Genomic DNA, 17,852 nt, shown 5'->3' with positions numbered 1-17,852 from the left:
GACTTACCTCCGATTCTTATATTATAAATTTTTTATTCACTGGAAAGATCAACATGCTGGTTCCCACCACAAGATTTTCGAATGATCAAGCGGGGATCTAGTGTCGTTACATCATTTTGAGTACTGTCTGGATTTCTGGTCAGTTGGATTACTTTGCTGGCAGCAATCTCACCCATCTTGTATGCAGGCTGGTAAATGGTTGTAAGGGGTGGATCAAGATGCGGCGACCATAATGTTTCATCATAACCAATTAAGGAAATGTCCTCAGGAACATGAAGGTTTGAAGATTTTATAGCTTGAAGAATTTCTAAGGTCATTAAATTATTGGTCGAAAGAATAGCATCTGGACGACGTTGGGGAGTTGATAATAGCTGGCAGGCCTGTTTGAAAGCTTCGCCTTGTTTCTCCTCTACTACCTGAATCAGTTTGGAATCAACATCCATCCTATTATCTAAATGTCCTTGTTTATAACCAGTAATTCTCTCTAAACGCGGGCTTATTTGTGACGGGGAGTAAATGAACATAGCAATCTTTTGTTTGCGTAGTTTTACAAAATGATCAATGGCTAGTTTGGTTCCTCTCACATTATCCATGACAATGTTTGGGAGCGGTAGACCCGGCAGGCTACGATTAACCGTAATAAGCGGAAGCTTGGAATTCACTAACTTTTCATATAAGGGGAAATTTTTCACTGTCGGGTTAATAATCATGCCATCCACTTGCTTCAGCTGAAAAGAACGAATATGTTTTTCTTCCAAATCAGCATCTTCGTTTGAATTACATATCATTAAATTGAACCCATGCAATCTGGCGGCATCCTCAATCCCTTCCAAAACATCCACCCAAAAAGGGTTTTTCAAATTAGAAAGTAACACCCCTAAGACGTTTGTTTTTCTGGATTTCAGGCTTTTGGCAAGTTCATTCGGTTGGTAATTCAATTCTTGAATCACCTTTAAAACTCGTTCGATGGTATCTTTTTTGTTGTGATTATAATTGCAATTAATGATTCGGGAAACGGTTGCTTTAGAAACGCCAGCTTGTTTAGCTACGTCCCCAATGGTCACTTTCATAGGAAATCCACCTCGATTCATGGATTAAGAAGAAGGGAGAAAGCTTGGAAAACGATTTAGGAAAACGGTTTCTAAAAAGAATCATAGCAGTTAGGTAAGTGAATTGCAAGATTTTTCTGACTCCTTTAAGTTAGGTCTTATCGAGATTAAACCAGAAATGCAAATAGGAAGCTGTATAAATTTCAGCTTCCTGTTTGTGATTATAATTATTATTCTTATTTCGACTAGTTCATTATTTGTTCTGCTGCTATCTGTTCCACTAATTTATACACCTTATTAAAAGGAACATGATGCTTGATGGAAATCTCTTTAATATCTTCATATTCTGGAGTGATTTTATAAATGTCTCCGTGTTTGTATCCGATTTTCACACTTACTGTGCCATAAGGGGTATCCACCTCTTGAAAACGCCGATCCAATATGTTCCTCTCCCATTTTGACTTACGTACTCCAAAGGTACTGGTTTCCTTTAATAATAAATCTTCAAATCTTAAAGCGTCTTCTGGCTTGCATAACAATGTAATCAATATACCAGGCCGGCTTTTTTTCATGGTTATCGGCGTATAGTATAAATCCAAAGCCCCCTTAGCCAGCGCTTTTTCCATTAAATACCCCATTGCCTCTCCCGCCATATCATCGATGTGACATTCGAGTACGGTAATTGACTCCACGTTAGCACGATCTTCTGCTTCAAAAAGTACCGCTCTTAATACATTGGGATGGTTAAAATCCTTCTTCCCTGCTCCGTATCCGATTTTTTCTATACGCATCGCAGGCAGGGGACCAAAATCACTTACTAAAGCTTTTATAAAGCCGGCCCCGGTAGGAGTCGTCAGTTCACCTTCCACCTGGAAGTCAGCTAAAGGCACCCCTTTAAGTATTTCTGCCGTAGCAGGAGCAGGAATTGGATACAGCCCATGTGCCATCATTAGTTTTCCATAACCTGTCGGAACTGGTGAAGCGATTATTTTATCGACTTCTAAATTTTCTAAGGCGAGACTTACACCGATGACATCGATAATGGAGTCCATGGCACCTACTTCATGGAAATGCACTTCAGAAGGATCCATTCCATGTATTTTCCCTTCCGCCCTGGCGATCACTTCAAAGACAGAAAGGCTTCTTTGTTTCACTCGCTCAGGCAAGTCACTTTCTTCAATCATCCGTAAGATCGTTGAAGCATGGCGGTGAGGATGGTCATGATGATGGGTGGAATGATGATCATGAGAATGGCTATGAACAGAAGAAGCTTCCGTATGCACATGCTCATGAGCAAGAGCAACTTCATCAAATTGAAGTACTAACTGTTTAGAAGAAATCCCCTGTTTATCTGCCTGTTTTACGTCCATGGTAAATGGATCAATGGGCAGTTTTTTTAATTGAGATGCAATGTAATCCATATCTGCGCCTAAGTCGATTAGCGCGGACAAGGTCATATCTCCAGAAATGCCGGACTGGCATTCAAGGTAAAGGTTTTTCATTTTCTCCCCCCTCTGAGGCAAGCTGTAAAATTAACGCAGCCTGATACGCAGCTCCAAAGCCGTTATCAATATTTACGACACTCATTCCAGAAGCGCAGGATGTAAGCATCGAAAGAAGCGGAGTCAGCCCTTCCAAATGCGCCCCATAACCGACGGAAGTCGGGACAGCAATTACCGGCCTTTTGACCATCCCCCCTACAACACTCGGAAGAGCCCCTTCCATTCCGGCGACTACAATCAACACACTTGCCTTGGTGATTTCTTCTCGATGAGCAAGTAAACGGTCGATACCAGCAACCCCGACATCATAAACCCTTTTCACTTTACAGCCCATCCATTCGGCTGTAAGTGCAGCTTCTTCTGCAACAAATAGATCCGAAGTACCTGCACACAACACTAATATTTCCCCTGGATACCTTCGGGCAGGTTCGCCATATAACAAAATTCGTGACGTTTCATCATATTTCACTTGTGGAAACGTTTCTTGCAATGATAACGCTTTCTCTTTAGATAAACGGGTGACCATCACTTTTTCATGGTGGTCGATCAACCGGCTCATTATTTGAGAAATATGGTCTGCTGACTTTCCTTCTCCATAAATTACTTCAGGGTAGCCTGTCCGCTGTTCGCGATCAGTGTCTACTTTACAGAAACCTAAATCTTCGAATTTCTTCATCTGGTTCACCTTCTGTCTTTTTATTTATGTAAATAATCCATCTATGAAACCCACCATATAAATATAATAGAGTCCATAACCAATACTTAAAATAGCAGTCGCTTTTGTAAGAAAAAAGTTGATCCGGTTCTTATTTACAGCGAAAAGAAACGGAATACTAAGGACAAATGTGAATAAGAGCATTCCTAAAATTGTTCCAGTTCCGAATGTGCCGATATAGAGAAGCGCACCCTGGAGTGAATCGACCATGGAAACAACCAGGAGAGTCATCGCCGCACTCCCTGCAAGTCCATGGATCTGTCCGATAAACATAGATTTAAAAAACAAATTTCCTGCCGTGTTTCCACTTTTCTTAGGAGTATGATTTTTTGCTGGAAAAAACGTAGAAACCCCTAAATAAACCAGCATGATCCCAACACCTAATTCAAACGTCTTTTCCCAGGTTCCTGAAATACTGGTTTGGGTGAAATGCAAAACTAAAAAGATGAATATTAAAGTCAGGGTATGGCCAATCCCCCAAAATACACCTAAGAATCCCGAGTGCCATGGAGATTTATTTTTTCCGACGATAGTCGAAACAGCTACAACATGATCCGGCTCCAAAGCATGTTTGATACCAAGCAGAAAGCCGAACCCAAGTATCGCGAATAGACTTTCCATAGCTATTGCTTCACTGCCTGTTGTAGGGTTTTGTTCATGCTGCCACTTTTATAGCCGGATAAATCCATCGTAACGTACGTATAGCCGAATTCTTGCAATTTAGCGGTAATCTCACTATGGTGCTGAAGCAAAACAGGCATATCCTGTGGTTCAACTTCAATTCTGGCGATTTCTCCATGTGTACGAACGCGTACCTGTCGAATCCCTGTAGACCTGACTACTTGTTCGGATTTATCTATTCTCCTCAGTTTCTCGATCGTTATCTCTTCTCCGTATGTAATCCTGGAAGAGAGACAAGCAAAGGAAGGTTTATCCCAAGTTCGTAACCCCATCTGCTGAGATAATTCCCGGATCTCATTTTTGTACAGATCAGCTTCCTGCAAAGGCCCCCGGACATTGTATTCCCTTGCTGCTTTGGTGCCTGGCCTATGCTCTCCAAGGTCATCCGCAATTAATCCAAATGCAATATTTTTATAACCTTGCTCTTTCATAATCGGTATAAGATGTTCAAAAAGGCTTTTCTTGCAGAAATAGCAGCGGTTAGCCGTATTCTCTGAATACCCCGGTATATTCAGTTCAGAAGTTTCGATTACTTCATGCCTGGCGTCAAGCTGTGCTGCAAGTTGTTTTGCTTCCTGGAGTTCTTCAAGTGGATAGGTTTCACTATCCGCTGTCACTGCCAGTACATTTTCTCTTCCGAGTGTATCAAGAGCTACTTTCAACAAAAAGGTACTATCGACTCCACCAGAAAATGCAATCACAACCGTTTGCATGTCTTTAAGAATCTCTTCCAACTTTTCTAACTTATGATTTAACAATGAAACCCTCCTCTATTTCCTTTTTAAATTCTAATGATTATTTACTCTATATTAACACTATTCCGACAATTTCTGCCATCGTTTTTCCATTATTCATCAACATAAGGAATAGTTAAAGGTCCTAATGGCAAGACGGCAACACTCATATTTTCTCCATAAGTATTTTTTAAGTCTTTTAATGTTGCATCTATATCCTGTGTTGGTGTCAGCATGGCCTGTTTCACCTGTTCATTTGGAAGCTTTGAGTAAACATACACATCCGCCCACACTTGTGTTACTGCCTGCTTTTGCACCTGCCACTGGTCAAACATTTTAAAATCGGGATCATTGATCATGTCCAGTAATGACTGAGGAGTTTTTGCCATTTCAAATATTTTCGAGTAGTTTCCATGGTCAGGAAGTCCATCCGCACACTCAGCAGCTATGATGATGGCACCTCCTTTTTTTACGATTTTTTGAGCGGCACTCATCCCTTTGACAGCCTGATAAAGGTTTTGATCGAGAGGATAACCTGAATTTGAAGCAATCACCACATCAAACCGTTGTTCGCACTGGACCATTGCATGCTCTTTAGCAAACCTGCAGCCTCTATCATGCGCTTCGTAAAGCTCACCAGCGAATACAGCCGAAATTTCTTTTTCCCTGTTCAATGTCACGTTCAACATAAAATGCGGTTTACACATCTGGTTGACTTCCCGTGTCATTTCCTGCACGGGGTTGTCATCCATATTCCCCCATGTCGAACGTGGATTCCCTATCATTCTGGCATTATGAAAAGTCATGATCGTTTCGATGCCGGCAATACCAGGCATGATTCCCTTCGGACCACCAGAGAATCCGGCAAAAAAATGAGGTTCAATAAAGCCCGTTACAATTCGAAAATCCGCTTCCACATAATCTTTATTTAAATATACATCGCATCCGAATTTACTTCTCCCAAGCTTTACGAGGGTCTCTTTATCATGGCAATGATTATTTACGATACGGATATTTTCTACCACCCACTCACCAAGCATTTGGACAAATTCTTCTATTGTTTGATCACGGTGTGTCCCTGTCCCATTGATGATAACGAAATTCTCTAAGGGAACATGGTTCAGTTCTTCAATCAACCGCGGAACTAACAGGTGATTAGGGGTTGGCCTGGTGATATCACTGATGACAATGGCCACCGTATCACTGGATTTCACCATATTTCTTAAAGGCGGAGTGTCAATCGGATTTGCCAGGGCCTTGCGAATCGCTTTGTCTTCATCTTTAACTCCTGCTAGGTTTTTTGGTTCTACTAAAAACGAGTGTTCCGGTAATTCTACCGTCAGTCCTTCTTTGCCATACAGTAATGTTGTCTGCACCTGAAAACCTCCGATATCTTTTTTATCATTGTATACTGTTTCCTGCTCTTCGTCATGAAAGGATTCCTAAATGAAAGTCATTTAGTTACTTGTAATAAGCAAAACAGCCTTATAATCAGGAAGTATAAGGCTGCGGAATTAAAACTATTATTTTCTTTTCATTTTTTCTATTGCCTTTTGGTGATCCTCATGAAACACACTGAGGGCCATCTGTGAGGAAACATAATCCAGGGATTGACGAAGGGACATGCTCATCCCTTCTTTAACGACCCTTTTCATCATCTGGATAACTTCTTGCGGCCCATTAATCAACTTCTCGACGTAATCTAGAGTGAAGTCTTCCAGTTCCTCATGCGGGACAACATGGGTCACTAGGTTCATCTCTTTGGCTTCCTTGGCAGTCTTTACTTCTCCACTCCATAACATTTCCAATGCTTTATCCATCCCAATGATTCTTGGGAGGTAATAACCGCCCCCATCTCCAGGAACGATACCTGCATGGATATATGCTTCTCCAAGTTTTGCCTTTTCCGAACAGATCCTTATATCACACATAAGCGCCATATCCAGTCCCGCTCCCATGGCGTGTCCGTTGATCATTGCAATCATAGGCTTATCAATTTCATCCATTAAAAGCGGGATTCGCTGGATGTTCTTCCAAAGGCTGTTTTTTACATGAAGCGGGGTGCTGATAAAATCATCGTCCTCTTCATTCGTTTTTCCTATGAAACCTTCCCCGGCAATCATAGACTTTACATCGCCGCCAGCACAGAAGGCACGCCCCGCCCCTGTCAGCACACCGACTCTTATCTCAGGGTCATCTTTGATCTCCGTCAATGCCGCAATCCATAAATCGATCATTTCTTTACTGAAGGCATTTAACTTATCAGGTCGGTTCAGAATGATATAGGCAATCGAACCTCTTTTATCCAGTAACAGTTCGCTCATAGGAAGAAACCACTCCATTTTCTACTAATTTATCAATTTCGTTATTGCTGTAACCAATACCCTCTAAAATTTCCCGAGTATGTTCACCTAATAGATTGGAAGAAGATTGCACTTTCACTTCCGATCTTGAGAAATGGATAGGTGTCTTAATGACCGGTACATCTCCCAATTTCGAATGTTTACTATTTGCGATCACTTCATGGCCTTTGATCAAATCACTGTTCACGAGTTCATCGATTCCCCAAACCGGCCCATGGAGAACATTTCTTTCTTCGAATCTCTCACACCATTCTTCTGTGGTTTTCTTCTGGAACACTTCATCTAAAATAGCTGCTAACTCAGAACGATGGTTGACGCGTTTGTGATTGGTATCATATTTTTCAATCAGTAAATCTTCTCTCTCAATCGCACGGCAAAAGGGTTCCCATGCATGGTCGGCTTGCGCCCCGGCCATGATCCAGCCATCTTTCGTCGGGAAAGCCTGGTAAGGGACTACCTGAGAATGCTGGTTTCCCATCGGTTTTGGGTTTTCGCCGGTGGCGATATACTGGCCAAATCGGGTAGACAGATTCAAAACCATCATATCAATCAGATTAATATTTATTTTCTGTCCCAAATTACTTTTTTCCCGCTCGTATAATGCTGCAGAAATTGCTCCAAAGCCAATAAAAGCTGTCGTGTTATCTGCTATCGGCACACCAGGAAGGATAGGAGGGGAATTTTCATCCGCTGCCGTCATACTCATCACTGCCCCCATCCCTTGAATGATAGGGTCCATGCCAGGTCGCTTGGCATATTTAGGATCATACCCAAATGCTGAAATGCTGAGGTAGATCAGTCTAGAATTAATCGATTTTAATTTCTCATACCCTAATCCCAGCTTATCCATTGTACCAGGACGAAAATTTTCTATAATGACATCTGCATCTATGACCAACTTTAATATGGCTTCATAACCTTCCTCTTCCTTCAAATTGATCGAAAGGCCTTTTTTGCCATGATTATACGCTACGTAAAGGAAGCTTTCACCGTCTTTGAAATAAGAGCCGGACTTCCTTACTTGATCTCCAGCCGGAGATTCTACTTTAATTATTTCTGCACCAAGGTCTGATAATATATTTCCGCAATAGGGGGCTGATAGCCAGTGTGTAAATTCCAGTACTTTGACCCCTTTAAATACACCTTCGTTCAACATTGATTTCCTCCCTGCTTATTATTTGCAATTCCCATGCTAAACAAATACCTAGACAGGTCTGCCTAGGTATTTGTTTACATTTAATATCCTAATAAACCACTTAAATCTTTTACGGAGCTTTCATCTTCCTTAAGCATGGTCTTATATTCCTCAGGTCCCAAATGCTTGACTTGTAAACCCTGGGCCTCCATCTCCTTTACCTGCTTCTCATTCTCAATCGCTTTCTTAAAGGCTTCACTCAAAATCTCAAGCTTCTCTTCCGATAAACCCGCCGGCGCTCCTATTCCTCTTGCTGATCTCGAAGTGACTTCAGGATATCCTGACTCCTCCATCGTAGGGACTTCTTCAATGAAAGGTGATCTTTCTTCGGTCATAACAGCTACAGCTTTTAACTCTCCGCTTTTATGAAGATTTGCAGCCTCCCCGACTTTTGCCACAAATACATCAACATGATCTCCTAAAACCTGAGCAGATCCCTCTGCAGCCCCTTTTGTATGGACAGGGGTGATATTTGTATCATAAAACTTATTAAGCTTTAAAATTGCCATGTGATCATTACTGCCAACCCCGGAAGTAGTAGCAGTTATCTTATTATTCTGTGCATATTCTACTAATTCTTTTATATTGCTGAAACGGTCATCATTCGGTTTGATGGCAATTACTCCCGGGTCCAACACGTGGTTAGCAATAGGCTGGAAGCTTTCCAGGTTCTGACTGCGATTAAACTTCGGATCCAGGTAGCCGGTTATAATGTTCGGGGAATTGAGGTATCCGATCGTATATCCGTCCGGTTCAGCATTTGCCAAGTCAGCCCAGCCAACCCAGCCAGCGCCCCCTGGCTTATTAATGATGTTGACCGACACTCCCAGCTCTTCTTCCAAATAAGGTTGTAAAATTCTTGCACCTGTATCTGTCCCTCCACCGGCAGCATATGAAACAATCAAGTCAATCGACTTTTTCGGATAAGCCTCCTCTTCCTGTGCAGTAGTATTACTGCAGGCAGTCAATACTAAAATCACACCTAACACCATAACGTAAAGGTATTTTTTGAACATTAAATCCCCCCTGATTTTTTAAGTCATTGCCAAGAACGACTTCTTTAGATTGGTTTCATTATAGGGGAAATTAATTTTAAAAAATGTAAAATATTTTATATTTTCTGAATTTAATATTTATTTATATCCTCTTTCAATTCATTCATGCGAATAATGAAGTTTCTTCCCTTTGTTTCAACCAAGTGTTTCTCTCGCAGTGTCTTAATGTGGTTGGCAATTGTCACTCTTGTTGTACCTATTAATTCGGCTAAATCATTATGTGTAACCTTAAAATCTACAAAAGTAGTATCATCTTCTGCTTGTTTGCCATATTTAACACCGAGTTCTAATAAAGCTTTGCATAATCTTATGTACGAATGTTTAAAAGATAGATCCAAGGATTGCCCGGTTAAACTTCGGATTCTAATGCTCATAATATGGAAGACCTGCATCATTAAGTCAGGGTTAGACATTACCTGATCAATGAATTCCTGCCTTTCATACTTGATGAGAGTCGAATTAGTGACAGCCGCCGCACTTAATATATATTTCTTTGACTCTTCGAATAAGGAGGATGTTCCAAGTATGCTATTTTCACCTACATACCCAACAATTTTTTCGCTGCCATCCGGACCCGTTAAAAAAAGTTTCGCTTTCCCCTTTTTCACAAGGTAAATCGTGTCCATCTCTGTACCTTCGAGAAATATGATTTGATTCTTTTTATATTCATAGGAAGGGGCTTCTTTTAATTCTCCCCAATAATACGGCGGGTTCTTGATCCAGAAATTAGGCAATACGATATCTTCCACTTTCCTCATCTCCTCTAAAGTAGCTAACATTCTGCTGCAGATTATATTGATAATCATCATTTTAGCATTTATTAGTAATATTTTTAATATTCAAATAAACTTTATGATGGAAGAAGACCAAATTAAAAAGAGATTCTGGTGATTCCAGGACCTCGAAAAATAAAAAATAATTAACTAAAGTTGTAATCCTTCTCATGGTTGTTTGTTAGCTTGAGTAAACGTTACCTGAGCAGCTTTTCCCAAGAATAGAATTCTTGGTTTAGTTATCATTTTTTTTCGCCGTCGTGCTGATAGTACTATCATATATAAAAAGACTGTATCTTCAACACACTAACGTACCGAAGGGCAGGCACTGTCTCGTAGAAAATCTACAGTCCATAGACTTATTTACATAGAAAAAGGACCCCCTAATTGAGGTCCTTTTAGCTTTATTAATATTAACGTAGAAGTTGTAGTACTCCTTGCGGGTTTTGATTTGCTTTTGCAAGCATTGCTTGAGAAGCTTGAGCAAGGATCGATTGTTTGGTTTGGTTCATCATTTCTTTAGCCATATCCACGTCCCTAATACGAGATTCCGCAGCTGTCAGGTTTTCAGAAGATGTTCCAAGGTTGTTGATTGTGTGATCTAAACGGTTTTGATAGGCACCAAGTTTTGAACGTTCTGCTGATACATTCTCAATTGCATCATTGATTTGTGTAATTGCACTATCAGCAGCTATTTGAGATGAAACGTCAATCCCGCCCACTTCAACAGTCTCTCCGCCAGTCAAAGCACTGTTAAATGTAAGTACAGTTGCACCATCCTTCTGGAAAGTTGCCCCTGCATCCGCTGTAGTCGCAACTACATCTCCATTTCCATCAATCAAGGCATTGTTAGCACTATCAAATGAATAGGATCCAGCTTCTAGGCCGTCATTTGCCAAACTTCCTTCAGCCGTCACACTACCTGTATCATCTATTGTCAAAGTTCCACTTGTTACTAACGCTTTTCCAGCTGTACCAAAATCAATCGAGTCATCACCACTATTAAATGTAGCTCCATCATCAACACTGGTAGCAACAATTTTACCGTCTGAATTTACTAACTCATGATCACCTGAATCATTTTGCCTAACTGAATATGTTCCTTCTGTAAGTTCTGTAACTCCATCCGCACCTGCTGTAACACTAGAAGTAACCTCTGTTGTAGCACTTCCAGCCATCCCTAAGCTAAATCCCCGCATATCATTAACTTCTAAAGAAAGATTTTGACCTTCATTAGCACCAATATGGAATGTTCCTTCAAAACTGCCATCAAGTAGATTTTGAGTATTAAATTCTGTGTTATCACCAATACGGGTTAGTTCCTGTGATAATTGGTCTACTTCTTTTTGAAGTTCTGCACGATCAGTAGCTGTGTTTGTATCGTTTGCTGATTGAGTAGCTAGTTCACGCATACGTTGAAGAATTGAATGGGATTCATTTAAAGCGCCTTCCGCTGTCTGAATCAAAGAGATGCCATCTTGAGCATTCTTAGCTGCCATGTCCAATCCACGAATCTGTCCACGCATTTTTTCAGAGATTGCTAGACCAGCTGCGTCATCCCCAGCACGATTAATACGAAGACCAGAAGACAACTTTTCCATAGACCCTTGTTGAGCATTGTTTGCACTGTTCAATTGACGGTGCGTGTTAAGAGCTGCAATGTTGTGATTAATTCTCATTTCTTATTACCTCCATGTGATTTAAAATTACGAGACACGTCCATTTGCCTCGCTCTATAATAACTCTTTAAAGAGTCACTACCTTAGTTCTCCCCGGATAATTTTGTACTCCTTGGGTGCGTTGACCCGAAGGCGCAGATAATTATCGAGTTTTGCGTCTGTCTTGACTACTTCAATTTCGATTTCTTTACCGTCTTCGTCGACGATATATAGCTTTTCGCCTGGTTTTCTTCCTAACGTTAGCGCCATGGCTATCATCCTCCCTGATGATTACAACATTTATATCGGACTAACCTACTAGATTGTTTAATAGTCTTATAAACATTTTTAAAGAATCTGACGCTAACATAAGAAAATCCCCCACAAGTTGTGAGGGATCATCATTCATTTAAACCCAGCGCTGCGTCAGCACTTTTTTCCGTGTATAGAATTCCAATCCATCTTTTCCGTTTGCATGCAAATCACCATAAAAAGAATCTTTCCATCCGGAGAATGGGAAAAATGCCATTGGAGCAGGTACACCAATGTTGACACCCAACATACCAGCATCAATCGTTTCCCTAAACTTCCTTACACTTCCACCGTCTCTTGTGAAAATACAGGCGCCATTGGCAAAACGTGATTGGTTTGTCAGCTTCACCGCTTCACTTAAACCTTTCACCCGGGCAATGGACAATACTGGGGCAAAGATTTCATCCTGCCAGATTTTCATTTCTGTCGTAACACCGTCAAAAATTGTCGGTCCGACGAAATAGCCTTCTCTTTTGGCACCTTCATCGTTGCGGCCATCGCGAACCAGCTTGGCTCCTTCTTTCTCGCCTGTTTCAATATAGTTAAGGGTACGTTCTTTATGGTTTTCCCGGATGACAGGCCCCAGGAACACCCCTTCATCCAGCCCGTTTCCGATAGTAATTTCGTTCGCTTTGTCGGTAAGCATATCGATGAATTCATCAGCAACGGAGTCTTCTACCGCTACGACAGATGCTGCCATACAGCGTTCACCGGCTGAACCAAAAGCTGCATTTAAAATCTGGGTAGTTGCATTGTCAATGTTCGCATCTTTCAGAACAATCGAATGGTTTTTTGCACCTGCAAGCGCCTGGACACGTTTCAAGTTTTCCGTTCCGCGCTTGTACACATATTCAGCAACAGGCTGGGAGCCGACAAATGAAATGGCCGCTACGTCTTTATGATCCAGCAATCCGTTCACGACATCGTGGGCACCATGCACGATATTGAATACGCCTTTTGGCAGTCCGGCTTCCTCCAACAGTTCTGCCAGACGGTTGGCAAGTAATGGGGTACGCTCGGATGGTTTTAATACAAACGTATTACCTGTAGCAATCGCCATCGGGAACATCCACGCAGGTACCATCATCGGGAAGTTGAATGGCGTGATTCCACCAACGACTCCAATCGGATAGCGGTAAACACCTGATTCAAGCCCTTCCGCAATCGAAGGCAGCTGTTCCCCCATCATCAAAGATGGTGCTCCACAGGCAAACTCTACATTTTCAATGCCACGCTGTACTTCCCCGTACGCTTCTTTAAAGCTCTTTCCATTCTCAACCGTTACGATTTCAGCCAGCTCGTCCCAATGATCCACCAGCAGCTGCTGATATTTAAATAAAATACGGGCGCGCTTTGGCACGGGAACTTCCTTCCACTCTTGAAAAGCTTCGTTTGCAGTTGCTACCGCATCTTCCACGTCTTTTACTGACGAAATAGGCACATTGGCGATCACTTCACCGGTTGCCGGGTTGTATACCGGTTCTGTCTGATCCGATTTGGCGTCTACCCATTCGCCGCCGATATAATTTTGCAGTGTTTTTACAGTTGTTTGCGTCATAGTTATCTTCCTCCTGAAAATTTAATTTTTATCGAACGTTCTTTCCGTTGAATAATCATAATCAAAACAGATGTTATAAAGCTCTTCTATTTCTAACTGTTCCGGTACCCGTGGATTATTTGCCGGACTGCCGCTTGCTAACGCATCAGCCGCCATTTTACTGATAACGCTTTCAAGTTGTTCCTTGTCAATTCCCCATCCGCACAAATTAGGGATATTCAATTCAAGACATAATTCTTTTACCGCATGGACAGCTAGTTCGGCAGCTTGCTCATCAGCATACCCTTCCGCTTCCGGAGAAAAAATTCTGCCTAAATCGGCTAACCGATCAATCGCATATTCCTTACTGTACTCCAGTACGGCTGGTAACAGCATGGCATTCGAATAACCATGAGGCACATGAAACAACGCACCGATCGGCCGCGACATGCCATGTACTAAACAAACAGAGGAATTCGTAAAAGCGATTCCTGCTTGCATAGCTCCTAATGCCATTGACTCTCTGGCATCGACATTTTTTCCATCATGAAAAGCAGTCCGGATATTTTGTACAATCAGTTTCATCGCAGATAGAGCCATGGTATCGGTCATCGGGTGGGATCGTTTCGAAATATACGCCTCTACGGCGTGGCTTAGCGCATCAATTCCTGTTGCCGCTGTTACGTGCTGCGGTGAGGAGATAGTCAATAATGGGTCGACAATCGCCACGTGCGGCATAAATGCAGGCTGTTTGATCATCATTTTGACGTCGGTGCTCGTGTTTGTAATGACCGTCACATCAGTTGCCTCAGCACCTGTACCAGCAGTTGTCGGAATGGCAATATGGGGAATAGGTTTTTGATCAGCCAGCTTGTTTCCTCCCATATAGTCGCCGATATAACCGTCGTTGGTGCCTAAGATGGAAATCGCCTTTGCGGTATCTATACAGCTCCCACCGCCAAGGGAGATCACGACATCACACTCTTCCTTTTTGAAAACTTTGAGTCCTTCCGCGACATAGACATCAGTTGGCTCTGATTCGATCCCTGAATAAACAGCACTTTCAATATTTGCTTTTGTTAAGTAATCACGACACTCACTGACATAACCGAGACTCTCCATTACTTTGTCGCTGATAATAAGAGCTTTACTGCCTCTTTCAGCAGCTTCTTTCCCGACCGTTTCAAATGCCTGGCGGCCATAATTGATGGTGCCTGGCATGCGAAAGACTGCATAGCTTTCCATTTCACTCACACCCTTATTTAGACTTCACTTTCATATATGCAAAAAGCGTGCCAAGTGAAGAAAACTATTAGACTAACAATTCAGAAATTTAAATGTAGGCATTCCCCTACATTATGCTTATAACTATCTATCTACACTACAATTCGTGCAACGCATACTTCTTCAGTTTTTGATACAAAGTGGTCCGGTGAATGCCCAGTTTCTCGGCAGCTTTGGTTTTATTTCCACCTGTTTTTCTTAACACAGTCCGGATAAGCTCTTTTTCTTTTGCGTTTCCGATATTTTTTGCTTGAAGGATGGGCGAAATAGATTCATTATTTTGCACTTTAACAGCTTCTTTCTGTTTCAAAAACGCAGGCAGATGAGATACATCAATGAACGTATCATCGACTAAGACAACAAGCTTTTCCAGCGTATTGATCAGTTCCCTTATATTACCAGGCCAATCATACTTCAGCAATAGAGCCATCGCTTCCGATGTCAGCACTTTCTTTGGAGTATCATACTTTTCACACAAATTATTTATATAATAGGACACTAATTGTGGGATGTCCTCGGTACGCTCTCGAAGCGGGGGAATCGGAATCTCGATGATATTGAGCCGGTAATAGAGATCTTCACGAAAATCTCCTGTTTCCACCATCTCTTTCAAATTACGATTAGTAGCAGCAATGATTCGGGTATTTATTTGATATTCATGTGTACCACCGACGCGTCCCACCTGCTTTTCCTGGAGCACCCGCAAGAGCTTAGCCTGCATCAGCAGCGGCATCTCACCAATTTCGTCCAGAAAGAGCGTACCGTTTTGAGCCAGTTCAAACTTACCAGGCTTTCCACCTTTTCTTGCCCCGGTAAAAGCACCTTCTTCATAGCCAAATAACTCTGATTCAAATAAATGTTCAGGGATCGCGCCGCAATTCACACTAACAAAATGCCCGGTTGAAAAAGGGCTTAAATGATGAATCCCTCTTGCATACATTTCTTTTCCCGTCCCGCTTTCGCCGGTAATCAGAACAGTAGCATCTGTTTTAGCCACTTTTCTGGCAACCCGCTTCTGATTGGATATGCTTTCACTATCACCAATAATTTGCTCAAGCGTCATGATACTGGTCTCCTGCTTCTTAGGAGAATAAGAGTTTTGGGTTGGTGGAATTACCTGTTTTTGACGTGTGTTTTCCTGCAAACTTTCATAAATGCGATATACTTCTGAGACCCCTTCAAAAATCAATATGCCGATTGCGCCGACCACCTGGTCATTTTTCCAAATCGGAATGCGATGAACAATCATGGCCTGTCCCTGGATATATTGGATAACTCCTCGTTCCGGCATGCCCGTTTTCAACGTTTCCGGTAGTTTCGTATTATCGATCACTTCTTCGACGTGCCGCCCAATGGCAGCTTCTGGAGAAATACCGGTGAAACGGCTATAAGCATCATTAAATTCCTGAAGAATTCCATGTTCGTCTACCACCGCAACGCCTTCATAAGCACTTTCCAATATCACATTCAGTATGTCAGCTGAATGTTCAATCTCATTTATATAAGAAGAAAACCCTTTCAAAATTTCGTTTTTTGATAATAGACCGACTAGCTTTCCCTGGTTATCAACGACTGAAAAGTAAGAGGCAGCGTGTGAAATAACATCGAATATTGACTCATTCCGTCGAATAACAGCATTACTCCCCCTATCCCTGCCGTTCCCAACACTGTCTTCCTCTTCGTTATTTAGGACACGCTCTAGTAAATCGTTTGAAGTGACTATCCCAATCGGTTGCTGATCTTCACCAACTACAGGGATAAATTCTATATTTCTATTCGCCATCTCTTTTGCAGCTTCCCGAATGGAAGTATCTCGTGAAATATAGTAAGGATCCGGTATCATCCAGCTCTCTGCTTTTAAAATTTCTTCTTTTTTATGAGCATCCTTGTAACTTTGTATAATATCCTCCATCAACCCATTTCCTCCTCTCGAAGACAGACAGAAATCACTAGATTTATCTATTTATTGTAACAAATATTATAGACTCTGATATTACAGTAGTGTTCAGCTATAGATTCATTGTCTAATTCATTCTTGATTCTGCTTTTGCACCGTTCCAGAGCCTCCACAGTCATATGCCTCGTTCCACTCCATTTTAAAATAAAAAAAGCAGGCCCAGGGCCTGCTTCAACATTTTATGTTTACTGTCTATTTATAGTTGAATTTTGTTTTTTCAATGATAGTGATGATTCATTGAATTATAGCGCTCACTTTCAGAAAATGCTCTATCTGCGAGTGTATCTGCATGGTTGTGCTTCCTCTTCTTCACAATCCTTCTCCTGTTTTTCAGATTGCATATAATAGTGCTAACAAAAATAATTACCAAAAGCCCTAAAAATAATAACCATATCATCATGACACCGCCCATCTTAAACTGGATCTTAAACTATACAAACTTTTAGACGACACTAAGATGAATATGATTGTAGAGGAAAGAGTTCATCAATGGTTAGTAAGCCTTTTTTTATATGGCAGAAATATTCTAATCATCTTATATACAGTGATAGCGATTACTATCCAGTAAGTAACAGTATCAAATGATAAAATCGCCTCTTTTCCAGGATTCAATATGTTGAGGGTCGTAAAAGTAACTACGATTGGAAGCAAGAACCACATATCATTTGAGTTTTCTTTTGATTCTTCTAATTTATAGTACTCTTCCTTGAACTTCCACCTTAGTATTAAAGTTAAAACCACAAGTACCAACATAGAAATTAAGAAAAATGCACTAGTTGATATATTTTTTAAGATTATACCAGGGTAATAATCAGCTAATCCCGTTATTATAATTACGACTAAAAAGAGAAATGGTGGTATGTAGTGTATCCATGCTCTCATGGGCTTTCTTCACTCCCCATTTATATTACTAACTTCCTCGACATACATCATCGGCTAAGACTAGATTGTCTTCATCAGAAAATTCAGCACCAGGTTTGCTTGCCGAAGAAATCGTCATTTCAAGTGCGATCCTGCTATTATACGGTAGCTCCCAA

Annotated in this window: 16 protein-coding genes; all 16 read right to left on the bottom strand. The window is 41.4% G+C overall.

Translation table 11 applies throughout. The features are described from left to right. Positions 1-32: 32 nt before the first annotated feature. The 16 genes from BLV00_RS06340 to BLV00_RS06265 all read right to left on the bottom strand — a co-directional run bounded on the left by BLV00_RS06340 (position 33) and on the right by BLV00_RS06265 (position 17,697). Positions 33-1,070 carry a LacI family DNA-binding transcriptional regulator gene (locus tag BLV00_RS06340; protein WP_093043586.1) on the bottom strand — a complete coding sequence of 346 codons (1,038 nt, stop codon included), beginning with the start codon at positions 1,068-1,070 and terminating at the stop codon, positions 33-35. A 224-nt stretch (positions 1,071-1,294) separates the two neighbouring features. Next, positions 1,295-2,551 carry a nickel pincer cofactor biosynthesis protein LarC gene (gene larC / locus BLV00_RS06335; RefSeq protein WP_093043583.1) on the bottom strand — a complete coding sequence of 419 codons (1,257 nt, stop codon included), beginning with the start codon at positions 2,549-2,551 and terminating at the stop codon, positions 1,295-1,297. Then, on the bottom strand, positions 2,532-3,227 hold the full coding sequence (gene larB / locus BLV00_RS06330) for a nickel pincer cofactor biosynthesis protein LarB (RefSeq protein ID WP_093043581.1): 696 nt from the start codon (positions 3,225-3,227) through the stop codon (positions 2,532-2,534). Before larB ends, larC begins: the two co-directional genes overlap by 20 nt. A 24-nt stretch (positions 3,228-3,251) precedes the next feature. Continuing rightward, positions 3,252-3,887: a hypothetical protein gene (locus BLV00_RS06325; protein ID WP_093043579.1), complete on the bottom strand. Its 636-nt coding sequence runs from the start codon at positions 3,885-3,887 to the stop codon at positions 3,252-3,254. A gap of 2 nt (positions 3,888-3,889) precedes the next feature. Next, a complete protein-coding gene (gene larE / locus BLV00_RS06320; protein WP_093043577.1) occupies positions 3,890-4,705 on the bottom strand; it encodes an ATP-dependent sacrificial sulfur transferase LarE in 816 nt (271 codons plus the stop codon). A gap of 89 nt (positions 4,706-4,794) precedes the next feature. Then, positions 4,795-6,057, bottom strand: a complete 1,263-nt coding sequence (gene larA, locus BLV00_RS06315; protein WP_093043574.1) for a nickel-dependent lactate racemase — start codon at positions 6,055-6,057, stop codon at positions 4,795-4,797. A gap of 147 nt (positions 6,058-6,204) precedes the next feature. Then, positions 6,205-7,005, bottom strand: a complete 801-nt coding sequence (locus tag BLV00_RS06310) for an enoyl-CoA hydratase/isomerase family protein (protein WP_093043572.1) — start codon at positions 7,003-7,005, stop codon at positions 6,205-6,207. Next, positions 6,983-8,200 carry a CaiB/BaiF CoA transferase family protein gene (locus tag BLV00_RS06305; RefSeq protein ID WP_093043570.1) on the bottom strand — a complete coding sequence of 406 codons (1,218 nt, stop codon included), beginning with the start codon at positions 8,198-8,200 and terminating at the stop codon, positions 6,983-6,985. Before BLV00_RS06305 ends, BLV00_RS06310 begins: the two co-directional genes overlap by 23 nt. An 80-nt stretch (positions 8,201-8,280) precedes the next feature. Continuing rightward, positions 8,281-9,255, bottom strand: a complete 975-nt coding sequence (locus tag BLV00_RS06300) for a tripartite tricarboxylate transporter substrate binding protein (protein ID WP_093043568.1) — start codon at positions 9,253-9,255, stop codon at positions 8,281-8,283. 110 nt (positions 9,256-9,365) lie between these two features. Further along, positions 9,366-10,073 (bottom strand): Crp/Fnr family transcriptional regulator, encoded by a 708-nt coding sequence (locus BLV00_RS06295; RefSeq protein WP_176791358.1) that lies wholly within the window; start codon positions 10,071-10,073, stop codon positions 9,366-9,368. A gap of 407 nt (positions 10,074-10,480) precedes the next feature. After that, a complete protein-coding gene (locus BLV00_RS06290) occupies positions 10,481-11,746 on the bottom strand; it encodes a flagellin N-terminal helical domain-containing protein (protein ID WP_093043564.1) in 1,266 nt (421 codons plus the stop codon). A gap of 78 nt (positions 11,747-11,824) precedes the next feature. Beyond that, on the bottom strand, positions 11,825-11,995 hold the full coding sequence (locus tag BLV00_RS06285; protein WP_093043562.1) for a carbon storage regulator: 171 nt from the start codon (positions 11,993-11,995) through the stop codon (positions 11,825-11,827). A 139-nt stretch (positions 11,996-12,134) separates the two neighbouring features. Beyond that, complete coding sequence (locus BLV00_RS06280) at positions 12,135-13,595, bottom strand: CoA-acylating methylmalonate-semialdehyde dehydrogenase (RefSeq protein WP_093043560.1); 1,461 nt, start codon at positions 13,593-13,595, stop codon at positions 12,135-12,137. A 21-nt stretch (positions 13,596-13,616) separates the two neighbouring features. Continuing rightward, positions 13,617-14,819: an iron-containing alcohol dehydrogenase gene (locus BLV00_RS06275; protein WP_093043558.1), complete on the bottom strand. Its 1,203-nt coding sequence runs from the start codon at positions 14,817-14,819 to the stop codon at positions 13,617-13,619. A gap of 136 nt (positions 14,820-14,955) precedes the next feature. After that, positions 14,956-16,770, bottom strand: coding sequence for a sigma-54-dependent Fis family transcriptional regulator (locus BLV00_RS06270; protein WP_093043556.1), 1,815 nt, complete (start codon positions 16,768-16,770; stop codon positions 14,956-14,958). A gap of 531 nt (positions 16,771-17,301) precedes the next feature. After that, a complete protein-coding gene (locus BLV00_RS06265) occupies positions 17,302-17,697 on the bottom strand; it encodes a hypothetical protein (protein ID WP_093043554.1) in 396 nt (131 codons plus the stop codon). Positions 17,698-17,852: the final 155 nt, after the last annotated feature.

The sequence above is a fragment of the Thalassobacillus cyri genome (assembly GCF_900107755.1).
Lineage (GTDB): Bacteria > Bacillota > Bacilli > Bacillales > Halobacillaceae > Thalassobacillus > Thalassobacillus cyri.
The sequence above is the reverse complement of the archived record's forward strand: the minus strand, read 5'-3'. Positions and strand labels throughout refer to the sequence as shown.